We start from the raw sequence: 12123 nt of genomic DNA, 5'->3' as shown, positions 1-12123 counted from the left end.
CCTCGGCGGCCTCACTCCGGCGCGCTGGTGGGGGGGGCGGCCCGGGGGTTCTCCCGGAGCCGCCCACCCTTCCCTGTTACAGGATCAATCCGCCTTCAACGTCACGTCTTGTCGACCGCCGCTGCGGGAGCCAGGCGACCTGTTTGCCGCAGCTATTTTGCGCGCAGAGTACTGGATGGAAGCTGCCCGTACTTCTGCTTGTACAGCGACGAAAAACGTCCTGCGTGTACGAAGCCCCATTTGACGGCGATGTCCCTGACAGACGCCCCGCCCTGACTCTCCAGTAGGTCTCGGTGCGCCAGTGTGAGGCGTAGATCGCGCAGGTACTCGGTGGGAGAAAGGTTGAAGGTGGTCCTGAAGGACTGCTGAAGTCTGCGTCCACTGACTCCGGCGGACTCCGCCATGTCGCTGAGCGTCCATCCGCGGGCCGGGTCAGCGTGTAGGGCGTCCAGCACCCTCGTGATCTGCCGGGGCCGGACCGGCGACGCATCGCGGAAGGTGTCCCGGGTCAGTCCTGCGATAAGCGAATCGGTGACAGCGCCGCTGAGCTGCCGGGAGACCTCCTGACCTTCCAGGAGATCCCCCTCGGACTGGCCAGGCAAGGCGCGCAGCAGATTTACCCAGCCATGCCAGCGCGACTTGGACAAGTCCAGCTGGTCCGGAAGGATGATCTCATCGTCCGTGCCGGTGAGCAGCCGGATTCTCCGGACCATGTAATCGCGGTCGATCTTCAGGCCCACGCCAATGCAGTCCGCACTCCACAGCGTGATGCTAGCCGGCTGGTCCGGGGAGCAGACCGTCGCGTGTCCGCTCACGGACCTGATCCTGCGGCCGTCGTGCGAGGACTCGATCCGTCCGCTGAACGGAATGTTGATGGTGTATGACCCCGGGTAGGTGCAGTCGATGCCTACGTCCGCCCCCCAGCCGAGGAGGCCGATCGTCACAGGGCCGAGCTCGCTGGCCTGCAGCCGAAGCCCAAAATCCTGGTGTTGGCCGAGTACACGCAAGTCATGTGGAAAGTAGATTGCGGCCACCAGGCTCGCAGCCTCTCTGGGGTCGCTGTAGGTGGTAACAGAACGAACAGGGCTCATTGGTCGGGCCTTGCTGATCGGTGAGTCCGGTGGCCGGGCTGCAACCCGGAGAACAATATATGTGGAATAGATAACATGGAGTCCGGTGGGCGGGAAGGAGGGGTGTCCCCTGACGGCCAGTCCGTGGTGGGACTCAACGAGGCTGGCTCCCATAGCAGTCCAGCGCCTGGTCCGTGCCAAGACCTACGACCAACTCCTATACGGGGAAGCAGGAGGCCGGGGCAAATTGCACAGGCCTCCCGCTGCGCCAGGCTCCCCTCGGTTTAGCGGGACACTTTTCCCATCAGGCTGGCGATCGGGCGCAGGAACAGCGGCCGGGCCAGGAACCAGGCCGCGATCATGGTCACCAGTGAGGCGGCGAAGAGCCAGAACCCCAGCCAGCCGCCGTCGTCGCGGCCGGCGTATATGTGGTTCAGGTTCCGCAGCGCCCCGGTGGCCAGGACGAGCACCACATGGACCACCACGAAGGCCACGAAGTAGAGCATGACGGGGAAATGGACCGCCCGGGCGGCTTCGACCGGGAAGATCTTGCTGATCGCGGCCTGCTTCGGCCAGGCCGCGGACATCCTTAGTCCGGTGATGATGGCCAGCGGGGCTGCGATGAACACCGTGGTGAAGTAGGCCAGCAGCTGCAGGGCGTTGTAGTTGACCCAGCCGTTCTCGGTCGGCCAGGCCAGCGAGGCGTACTGCAGCGCAGCAGAGGCGGCATTCGGGACGACATCCCAGCCGGTGGGCACGATGCGCATCCACTGTCCGGTGGCGAAGAGCATCACGGTGAACGCGATCCCGTTGAGCACCCACAACGCGTCCAGGCTCAAGTGCAGCCACAGGTCCAGGCTAATTTTTTGCGGCTGGCCTTTTGTCCGTATCAGGCCCTTGTTGTTCCGGGTCCAGTGAGCCTTCGGCCGGGCGGTGGTGCGCACCTGCCACCCTGTGCGGATGATCAGCAGCATGAAGAAGGCGTTGAGGAAGTGCTGCCAGCCCAGCCAGGCCGGCAGGCCCTCCGGCGCCCCCGCAGGCAGCGTGGCATGGCCGGGATACTGCGTGAGGAACTCTTGCACGCCCGGCAGCGTCCGCAGCCACTTGGCCAGCAGCACCAGGGCCAGCAGGCCTACGACGACGGCAGCCGCGGCGGCCAGGGCCTTCGCCGTTGGACGCTTGCCGGACGACGGCGCACCCGGGCCCCGTTTGGATAAAGTTGCCACCATGGTTTGTTCCTTTCTGGATCGATCGCCGGCGCGTCAGCTGGCCCGCGACCCGAGTGTCTCGATCAGCTGCGGAACAACCTCGAAAACGTCTCCGACGATGCCGTAATCGGCCACCTCGAAGATGGGGGCGTCCTCGTCCTTGTTAATCGCGACGATGGTCTTGGCGGTCTGCATCCCCGCCCGGTGTTGGAGGGCCCCCGAGATACCCAGCGCGATGTACAGTTGCGGCGCCACGGTGACGCCCGTCTGCCCGACCTGAGCGCTCTGGCCCACATAGCCGGCGTCGACAGCGGCCCGGGACGCACCCACGGCGGCGCCCAGAGTATCGGCCAGCTGCTCGACCAGGGCGAAGCTCTCCTTGGAGCCGAGCCCGCGGCCGCCGGACACCACAGTGGAAGCGCCCTGAAGTACGGGTCGGCCAGAAACGGCGGGAATGTCGAGGACCCGGTCGATCACGGCCGCATTGCCGCCGTCGCAGTCCACCGCCAGCGACTGAACCTCGGCATGCGCAGCGGCAGCCCGGTGCTCCACCGAACCACGGCGCAAGGTAAGGATCGGCAGCCCGCCGGAGACCTCGGACTCGACGTCGTAGGCGCCGCCGTAGATAGACTGCGCGGCAATGACCCTGCTGTCGTCCAGGCGCACCCCGACGACGTCGGCGATGACGGCGCCCGCGGTTCGCACGGCGAGCCGCGCCGCGACCTCGCGCCCAAGGGGCGAGTCGGGGACCAGCACGGCCACCGGATTCGCCGCGGTGACGGCGGCGGCCAGCGCCTCCAGCTGCGGGGCGGCCAGCAGTTTGCCGACGTGCTCGGTTTCGGCGGCGTAAACGTGTGCGGCGCCCAACTCCCCCAGCTGCTTTGCCACGGTGGTGATGCTGCCCGGGACAGCCGCCACGACCGCTGCTGCGGTGCCAAGGGAGGCCGCGGCCCCGATCAGTTCCGCTGCGGCGGGCGGGACCTCTCCCTCCGTCGTTATCTCAATGAATGCCAGTACCTGTGCCATGTCCGTTTCCTTTCTCAGACCAGGCGTTCGGCCAGAAGGAATTCCGCCAGCTCGGCGCCCGCCTGTCCTTCGTCGATGAATTTTCGGCCGGCGGCCCGGGGTGGCCTCTCGCCAGCGGTGAGCACCGCCGTGCGCCCTCCCGTGGAAACGGTGGCACCGTCCAGTCCGAGTTCGGCCAGGGAGAGCGTTTCAAGCGGCTTGCGCTTGGCGGTCATGATGCCCTTGAAGTTCGGGAAACGGGCCTCGGCGGCGCGCTCCGTCACAGAGACCAGGGCCGGCAGGGCCGCCCGTACCGAAAGCTGTGCATCCTCGGCCTTGCATTCACCGCTCACAGCTCCGTCCGCAATGGCCGCTGAGTTCAGCGCGCCCAGCAGCGGCAGCCCGAGGTGTTCGGCCACCATTGCCGGAACAATGCCCGCTCCGCCGTCGGTGGACTCAACGCCCGCGATAACCAGATCGAATCCGGTGCGCCGCAGCGCCGCGGCGAGGACCCGGGCCGTGGTTGCCGCATCCGCTCCGGCCAGGGCGTTGTCGCGGATATGCACGGCGGAATCGGCGCCCATCGACAAGGCCTTGCGCAGTGCCTGGGCCGCCGACTCCGGCCCCATGGTCAGTGCCACGACCTCGGTGCTTTTCTTGTCGCTGTCCTTGCGCCGCAGTGCCACCTCGAGTGCACGCTCGTTGATTTCATCCATAACGTTCTCGCCAGCGCCGCGGTCCAGGAGTCGTGTGGCCGGATCCAGCCGGCGCTCCTGTTCCGTATCCGGCACTTGCTTCACCAACACCACGATCTTCATCGGATGGTTCCTTCCTGGTTACTGGCCGCGTGACCCGATTGCCCGGCCACCCATAAAGTCAATTGGTTTGACCAATTAATCTACGGGACTGCCCAATGGGCGTCAACAGCTCTCCGCAATCCGTGTGATAAACGGTTAGACCAAACGCCTCATCCATGTCTACAATGACCACACAAGCAACTGTCCGCCGGTTTCATTGAGCGAAAGAGGACTATCCATGGCCTCCCCCCGTGCCTCGAAAGCTCGCCCCGCCGAAAACCCCTTCAGCAACCGGAACGAGGACAGCACTCCGCTGTTTACCAAGGTTCGCCCGCGCCGCGGCTTTGAATACATTTCCGAACAGATCCGCGACGCGGTCGCCTCGGGCCAGTTGACCCCCGGTTCGCGGCTGCCGGCCGAACGCGAAATGGCCGAGATTTTCGGCGTGAGCCGCCAGGGTGTCCGCGAGGCCCTGCGGGGCCTGGAGATGAGCGGCCTCGTCGAGTCGAAGCCGGGGGTCAGCGGCGGCGTCTTCATCCGGGAGGGTGATCCGGAGGTGGTGACCCGCGCCGTGAACGACCTTGCCTCCCTGGGTGCCCTGTCCTCCGAGAGCCTGTTCGAAGCGCGCGTCCTGCTGACCTCCGATATCATCCGCCTGGCAGGACAGCGGGCCACCGAAGATGACTTCCGGAAGATGGAAGAGGACATCGCCGTGTTCGACCAACAGGAGGCGAACACCGGGGCTGGCGCGCGCCGGACGGTGCGCATCACGAATTTCTACACCATCCTGGCTGAGGCCAGCCACAACGAGGTACTCGTGATGCTGATGAACTCGCTCACCGAAATCGTCCAACTGCGGCTGAATAAAATCGGCCCGGAGCCGCTGACTGACATCACGACAATGCGCCGAAAGTTCGTGAAGCACCTGCGCTCCGGAGACGTCGAAAGGGCCGTGACCGACATGGCGGACCACCTCAAGCGCGTTGAACGGCGGCTGATCGAGAAGGAACGGCTCCTCGCCTCAGAGCCAGCCTGAGAGAGTCTGCTCCCGACCACAATTCCACAACCACTGGCCCTGCAGGCGCCGCCCGGACCCCGTTCCGCGCGGCGTCTTTTTGGTGCGCTGACGCCGTAACAGGAAGCTACCCCCGGGGCAACTATCCACTTAGGAACAATCCCGCGCTATTGTGGTAGGCATAAGGTATGACCATTTGCACGCGGCTCGTCGAAACGGCTTATCGAAAGCATGGCACCGCCCAAGTCCAAGGAGTATCGAATGACAGAAGTGATGGAAAACCTGGAGCAGACGGTGCTGGCCGCCGCACGCAGAGAACTCTTCGTAGCCGGGCAGTGGGGCCCCGCCTCCGGCGGCGCTACGTTCGAAGTCTTCGACCCATCCACCGGTGAACCGCTCTGCACCGTCGCCGACGCCTCCGTCGAGGACGGGCAGCGGGCTCTCGACGCGGCCGTCGAGGCCCAGAAGGCCTTCGCCCGCACCACGCCGCGAGAACGGTCGCAGATGCTCTACCGCACGCACGCCCTGCTCGGCGAACGGGCCGAGCAGCTGGCCCTGCTGATGACGCTGGAGGCCGGCAAGCCTGTCGCCGAGGCCATGGGCGAGATCGCCCTGGCCCGCGAGTTCGTGCTGCATTTCGCCGAGGAGGCGGTGCGGATCTCCGGTAACTACCAGCAGAACCCGAACGGCGGCGGCCGGATGCTGGTGCTGCGCCAGCCGGTGGGGCCTGCCATCCTAGTCACCCCGTGGAACTTCCCGATGTCCATGGGGGCCCGCAAGGTTGCCCCTGCCATCGCGGCCGGATGCACCAGCGTCGTCAAGCCGGCCAAGGAGACTCCGCTGACCATGCTTGCATTGGCCGCGATCTTCGAGGAAGCCGGCGTTCCGGCCGGCGTCGTCAACGTGATCCCCACGAGCAACTCCGCGCAGGTCGTGGAACCGCTTATCCGCTCCGGCAAGGCGCGCAAGCTCTCCTTCACCGGATCGACGGCGGTAGGCACCAAGCTGCTGGAGCAGGCGTCGGGGCAGGTACTGAAGACATCAATGGAACTCGGCGGGAACGCCCCCTTCATCGTTTTCGAGGACGCTGACCTGGACAATGCACTCGAAGGGCTGATGCTGACCAAGATGCGCAATGCCGGAGAGACCTGCACGGCAGCCAACCGCATCTACGTGCAGCGCCCCGTCATGGAGAAGTTCGCCGCCAAGCTCGCCGAGCGCATGTCGGGATTCGTGCTGGGCCGCGGCGTCGACGAAGGCGTGACGCTCGGTCCGCTGATCAACAAGCGCCAGCAGGACACGGTCGAGAGGCTCGTCCAGGATGCAGTGGCACGCGGGGCCAAGGTCCTGGCCGGCGGGTCGAAGCCCGACCGTCCGGGCTTTTTCTTCGAGCCCACCGTCCTGACGGACGTCCCGGCCGACGCGCGCATCCTGCACGAGGAGATTTTCGGACCGGTCGCCCCGCTGGTGGCCTTCGACGACGAGGACGAGGTCATCGCGCTGGCCAACGACACCGAATACGGGCTGGTCTCCTACCTGTTCACGGAAAACCTGCGCCGGGCCGTGCGCGTCGCCGAGGCACTGGACTCGGGGATGGTGGGACTGAATCAGGGCAGTGTGTCGAACGCCGGTGCCCCGTTCGGCGGCACCAAGGCATCGGGCTTGGGCCGGGAGGGCGGTCCGGAGGGCATCAACGAGTTCCTCGAGACCAAGTTCATCGCCCTGCAGCTCTGAGGCAACGCACCCGAAGGCCTCCGGCACCACCAGCGCCGGAGGCCTTCCCCGTCACGAAAAGCTGGTCGGTAGTTCCCAGTTGGAAGCAAAAGCTGGTCGGTAGGTGCCCGGGCACCTACCGACCAGCTTTTCGTCGGATGAAGGAGTAGAGGGTGCGTCAGGCGACTATTGGCGCGAGCACTGCTGCGGTCTGGCCGCTGATCCGGCCGATCAGCTCCGCCGTGTCCGGGACGAGCTCGTTGCCGCGCCAGGCCACCTGGCCGTCGGGCCTGACGAGGACCAGTTTGGCCGCGTACAGCTCGGCGGCCTCGGCGTTGTCCACATCCACGATGCGCAGCGGCACACCTTCGACGGCGGCGGCTGCCTCTAGCTCGGCCACTTCTACCGCCGGGTCGAAGCGCAGGCAGACGAACTCCCGGCCGAATTCGTCTAGCAGGGACTTATCCTTGGACAGCCAGACATGCGGGGCCCGGTGGCCGGGACGGGCAGTGGGCTCGTAGCTCTGCACGGCCAGCGGCGGCTGCGGGGTGCCGTCCGGAACGATGACGGATGAACCCTCATAGACGTAGCCCAGGTGGATGCCGATGCTGAACCATTCGCGCTTCATGGCCTCCGTGTAGGCGTCGCCGTATTCGCGCCGGGCAGCCTCGGTCTCCGGGCTGTCGTCGTTGAAGACCTCCGGCTGCGGCTGGGCCACGCGCGGACCGAGCATGCGCTTAAGGTTGTCGCCGGCCTCGGTCACATTGCGGATGGCCACCGGGCGCTGCTCGTACTCGTAGCTGTCCAGCAGGGCCTCGCCGCCCCAGCCCTGGATGTTGGCGGCGAGCTTCCAAGACAGGTTGACGGCGTCCAGCAGACCGGTGTTCATCCCGAAACCACCCGTGGGCGAGGTCAGGTGCGCTGCGTCGCCGGCGATGAACACGTTGCCCTTGCGGTAGTTGTCCGCCACCAGCTGGCGCCGCACCCACGGCAGGATGGAGAGGATCTCGAACTCGAACTCCTTGCCCATCGCGCGGATGATGGCCGCCCGCATCTCCTCCTCGGTGACCTCGTGCTGGGAGTCGTCACCGATCAGCGAGAACCGCCACTGGTCGCGGCCGTTGATCGCCACCAGCGTGGCCCAGGTTCCCTCGGGGCCGATGAAGATGTAGCGGTAGGCCGGCTTGCTGGTGTGCAGCTTCTCCAGCCCGTCGCACCGGAAAATGGCGTTGGAGGTGTAGGTCAGGGCGCCCTCGCCGCTCATCTGGATCCCGAGCATCTGGCGGACAGTGCTGTCGCCGCCATCGCAGCCGATCAGGTAAGTCGCCTCCAACTCATACTCGGTGCCGTCTTCCCGCGAGCGCAGGGTCGCGGTCACATAATCGCCGTGGTCGACGAACGAGACGAGCTCCGTGCGGTAGCGGATGTCAGCATGGCCTGACTTCCGGGCAAAGCGGGACAGAACAGGGTCAAAGAAGTTCTGCGGGCAGCGTTCGCGGTGCTCCGGGCTCTGCTTGGGCGCACGCTCCTCACGAGGCGAAGGAAACTCCTCGCGCCCGAACTCGTAGCCGTTCAGGTCGGTCACCCAGGCGCAGTCCTGAATGTAGTCGCGGTTATAGCCAGCCTGGTGGACATCCTCCACAATCCCCCAGCGGCGGCAAAACTCCATGCTGCGGATGCCGATCATGTCCATTTTCGGCTGGAAGATCGTTGCCGTGCGCGCTTCGACCAGCACGCTGTCGATCCCGCGCCAGCCTAGGTCTCCTGCCAAAGCCAGCCCCACGGGCCCGCCTCCGACAATCAGCACCGGAACTCTGTTGGTCATGTTCTTACCTTTCATCCTTGTCCGGCCGATCCGACCCGAACTCTCTGCGGCCTGACGGACAGGTGCGTAGTACCCCTCCGGCTGTCAAAGAGCCTCCTTTGCTGCCCGAGGCCCTCATTTATTATCAAGCCATTTTATGGTCTAACCATTTGCAAATGTCAAGAGCCGGCCACAGTCGACCTGGTGGATCCTGCCCGGCGACAGGGTTGACGCCAGGCCGTCGCGTCTCTAGCATTATAAATGGTTCGACCTTTTAGTCGACCGCTGGTTGAAGCTCAAGATGGAGGAGAGCCCAATGTCCGAAACCACAATTCTCGATAACGACGCCGAGGTGCGGGCCCGCCTGCGCGAGCGGCTGGGCAAAGACGGCCTGAAGATTTCCCAGCCGGACGAGCCGCCGCTGTTCACCCGCACACCGGAGTCGCCAATGCAGCCGATGCACTGGCGTTGGGCCGACCTGCATGCCTATCTGGAGGAGCTGGGCCAAGTGCTGGACCTCAAGCCGGGCGGAGACCGCCGCACCCTGCGGCTGGCCAACCCGGGCCTGGAATACGGGACCACACCCACGTTCTGGGCCTCGATCCAGTACATCAATCCCGGCGAGGTGGCCACCGCGCACCGGCACACCCCCGACGCGTTCCGTTTCATCATGCAAGGCAACGGCTGCACCACCAACGTCGAGGGCGAAAAGTACGACATGAACGAGGGCGATCTGGTCCTCACCCCGAACTGGATGTTCCACGACCACACCCATGAGGGCGACGAGCCGATGATCTGGCTGGACGTGCTCGACGTCTCCCTGATGCGCAAGCTCGACAACATTTTCTTCGACCCTTACCAAGGGGACGCGCAGCCGGTCAATCGGATTCCCGAGAAGTCCTGGCGCGAATTCGGCTCCGGTTTGATGCGACCGGTAGGACCTGCCCCCAAGGCCGAGACCAACCCGCTGCTTGTCTACACCAAGGCACAGGCCGACGCCGCGCTCGAGCTCGCAAAGGGACTGGAACCGGATCCGGTCGACGATGTGATCCTCGAGTACCAGAACCCTGCCGGCGGCGGCCCGGCCCTGCCGTCCATGTCCATGAAGGGCCAGATCGTGCGGCCCGGCTTCAGCGGCCAGGCACACCGCCACAGCGGCAGCAAGGTCTACTACGCGGTCGACGGCGCTGCAACCATGGTTGTCAACGGCCAGCGTTTCGACTGGGGCAAGGGCGACTTCATCGCGGTCCCGCCGTACGCCACCGTTCGCCACCTCAACGAGGGCGACGCCGAGGGACGCCTGTTCCGGGTCGACGACAGCCCGATCTTCCGGATGCTGAACGCCTACCACGAGGAAACCATCACCGAGGAAGGGCAGGCCCGATGAAGCTCGCCGTCTTCGACGACAACCGCATCGGCCTAGTCCGCAGCGGCCTCATCCATGACGTGACCCATTTGGCCCCGGCGGAGTTCGATTCCTGGCCAGAGCAGCGGATGAACTGGATCATTCGGAACTGGTCCACGGTGGCCGGACTGGTTGAGGACGCAGCGGCCGGCGCCGGCCGCCCCGTGGAGGAGGTCATCCTCCGGGCCGCCAACCCAACTCCCCCGCAGGTCTTCGCCATCCCGGCGAACTACCACGCCCATTTGGGTGAAATCGGTAAGCGCTCGATCACCAAGGGCGGACGGACCGCCCGCGAGGTCGGGTTCTTCCTCAAGGCCGCCGGGTCGCTCAGCGGCGCCGGCGAGCCCATCGAACTGCCCGCAGGGTCCACCCGCCGCTTCGACCATGAGTGCGAACTCGCCGTCGTCATCGGGAAGGCCGGCCGGAACATCCGGCGCGAGGACGCGATGGAGTACATCTTCGGCTACTCCTGCCTTATCGACCTGACGATGCGGATCGAGCCGGGCGAGTTCGAGGAGGACCGGTCGCTGCGCAAGTCGTTCTCGACCTTCACCCCGGTGGGCCCCTGGTTGGTCACCGCGGACGAGGTGGGCGAGGTCGACGAGCTGCGCTCCCGGCTGTCAGTCAACGGCGAAGAGCGCCAGAGCGCGCGCATTGGTGACATGATCGTCGGGATTGCCGAGTCGATCGAGCTGATCTCGTCGGTGGTCGGGATCCAGCCCGGTGACGTGATCGCCTCCGGCACTCCGCAGGGCGTCGGCCCGCTGGTGCCCGGCGACGTCGTCGAGATCGGCATCGACCGGATCGGCAGCATGAAACTAAACGTCCGCGAGGCCGCGCTGGCGCCGCGTCCGTTCTGACCGGCAGCAGACACGAGGAGCAGCAATAATGGAGAAACTGCCCGCCGCCTTTATCCGCGGAGGCACCAGCAAGGCCCTGGTCTTCCATCTGGCGGACCTGCCCTCGGAACGGGCCGCCTGGGACCGGATCTTCCTGTCCGCCATGGGCAGCCCGGATCCCAACGGGCGCCAGCTCGACGGAATGGGCGGCGGCATCTCCTCGCTCTCCAAGGTCTGCGTCGTCGGCCCGCCGACCCATCCCCAAGCAGACGTGGACTATACGTTCGCCCAGGTCCAGGTCGACACCGCCGCCGTGGACTACGGCGGCAACTGCGGCAACATGTCCTCGGCCATCGGGCCGTTCGCGGTCGACGAGGGCCTGGTCCGAGCCGGTGACGGCGAGGCCACCGTACGCATCCACAACACGAACACCGGCAAGATCATCGCTTCGACGTTCCCGGTCGCCGGCGGCCGGGCTGTAACAGAAGGCGACTATGCGATCGACGGCGTCGCCGGAACCGGGGCCGCGGTACGACTGGACTTCCTGGACCCCGGCGGCGCCGCCACGGGTACCCTGCTGCCCACCGGACGCATGCGGAGCGAATTGACGACGGCGGGCGGGCCCGTCGCGGTCTCGATGGTCGACGCCGCCAACCCGTGCGTTTTCGTTGCCGCCGCCGACGTGGGCCTGACCGGCGCCGAGTTGCCCGAGGCGGTCGAGGCGGATCCGGCACTGCTCGGCATCTTGGAGGATCTGCGCCGGCAGGCCTCGGTGGCCATGGGCATCGCCGGCTCGCCCGAGGAAGCCGCGGCCAACCGGCTGACGCCGTTCATCGCACTGGTCTCCGCCCCGCAGGACTACCCGACGCTTTCGGGCCGGACGGTCGCCGCAGACGAGACCGACCTGCTCGTGCGCTTTATCTCCTCGGGACGGCCGCACCGCGCGGTTCCGGTCACCGGGGCCATGTGCACGGCGATTGCGTCCCGCCTGCCCGGCTCCGTGGTCCACGAGGCTGCCCGCCCCGAGGGCGGTGCTGAGGCCCCGATCCGGCTCGGCACGCCGTCGGGCGTGCTGGACGTCAACGCGGCCGTGGCACCCGATAGCGACGGCGGCTTCCGCGGCGACTATGCCTCGACCTACCGCACCACCCGCCGGCTCTTTGAGGGCTTCGTTTACGCGTGAGCGCAGTCTGCACACTTGAGGGCAGGTCTTCCCACCGGAAGACCTGCCCTCAAGCTTTTCTCCAAAGGCAAGCCGGCAGTCCTC

At 66.1% G+C, this 12123-nt stretch carries 10 protein-coding genes; 5 read left to right on the top strand and 5 right to left on the bottom strand.

Translation table 11 applies throughout. From position 1 onward, the window contains the following. Nucleotides 1-152: 152 nt before the first annotated feature. The 4 genes from AC5RW2_RS31125 to AC5RW2_RS31110 form a co-directional block, all read right to left on the bottom strand. Nucleotides 153-1091, bottom strand: coding sequence for an AraC family transcriptional regulator (locus AC5RW2_RS31125; RefSeq protein WP_493964481.1), 939 nt, complete (start codon nt 1089-1091; stop codon nt 153-155). Between the two features lie 263 nt (nt 1092-1354). Further along, a complete protein-coding gene (locus tag AC5RW2_RS31120) occupies nt 1355-2299 on the bottom strand; it encodes a cytochrome b/b6 domain-containing protein (protein ID WP_493964480.1) in 945 nt (314 codons plus the stop codon). 33 nt (nt 2300-2332) lie between these two features. Further along, the gene (locus AC5RW2_RS31115; protein WP_493964479.1) at nt 2333-3304 is read right to left on the bottom strand and encodes an electron transfer flavoprotein subunit alpha/FixB family protein; all 972 of its coding nucleotides are present in this window, start codon (nt 3302-3304) and stop codon (nt 2333-2335) included. A gap of 14 nt (nt 3305-3318) precedes the next feature. After that, nucleotides 3319-4101 (bottom strand): electron transfer flavoprotein subunit beta/FixA family protein, encoded by a 783-nt coding sequence (locus AC5RW2_RS31110; RefSeq protein ID WP_493964478.1) that lies wholly within the window; start codon nt 4099-4101, stop codon nt 3319-3321. Nucleotides 4102-4318: 217 nt separating this feature from the next. On the opposite strand from AC5RW2_RS31110, the gene AC5RW2_RS31105 reads away from it, so the two are divergent. Continuing rightward, complete coding sequence (locus AC5RW2_RS31105) at nt 4319-5116, top strand: FadR/GntR family transcriptional regulator (RefSeq protein WP_493964477.1); 798 nt, start codon at nt 4319-4321, stop codon at nt 5114-5116. Between the two features lie 240 nt (nt 5117-5356). Further along, entirely contained in the window at nt 5357-6829 is a 1473-nt protein-coding gene (locus AC5RW2_RS31100) for an NAD-dependent succinate-semialdehyde dehydrogenase (protein ID WP_493964476.1), read from the top strand. 157 nt (nt 6830-6986) lie between these two features. On the opposite strand, the gene AC5RW2_RS31095 is transcribed toward AC5RW2_RS31100, so the two are convergent. After that, nucleotides 6987-8633: an FAD-dependent oxidoreductase gene (locus AC5RW2_RS31095; RefSeq protein ID WP_493964475.1), complete on the bottom strand. Its 1647-nt coding sequence runs from the start codon at nt 8631-8633 to the stop codon at nt 6987-6989. Between the two features lie 295 nt (nt 8634-8928). Between AC5RW2_RS31095 and AC5RW2_RS31090 the strand changes: the two genes are divergently transcribed. From AC5RW2_RS31090 to AC5RW2_RS31080, 3 genes are read left to right on the top strand one after another with little or no spacing between them, the layout of a single operon-like run. After that, the gene (locus AC5RW2_RS31090; RefSeq protein WP_493964474.1) at nt 8929-9999 is read left to right on the top strand and encodes a cupin domain-containing protein; all 1071 of its coding nucleotides are present in this window, start codon (nt 8929-8931) and stop codon (nt 9997-9999) included. After that, nucleotides 9996-10877: a fumarylacetoacetate hydrolase family protein gene (locus AC5RW2_RS31085; protein ID WP_493964473.1), complete on the top strand. Its 882-nt coding sequence runs from the start codon at nt 9996-9998 to the stop codon at nt 10875-10877. The genes AC5RW2_RS31090 and AC5RW2_RS31085 overlap by 4 nt, the downstream gene beginning before the upstream one ends. Before the next feature lie 28 nt (nt 10878-10905). Beyond that, nucleotides 10906-12039 carry a 2-methylaconitate cis-trans isomerase PrpF family protein gene (locus AC5RW2_RS31080; RefSeq protein WP_493964472.1) on the top strand — a complete coding sequence of 378 codons (1134 nt, stop codon included), beginning with the start codon at nt 10906-10908 and terminating at the stop codon, nt 12037-12039. Nucleotides 12040-12123: the final 84 nt, after the last annotated feature.

The organism is Arthrobacter sp. B0316-1-20, assembly GCF_059091865.1.
Note: the sequence above shows the minus strand (reverse complement) of the source record. Positions and strands in the feature narration are given on the sequence as shown.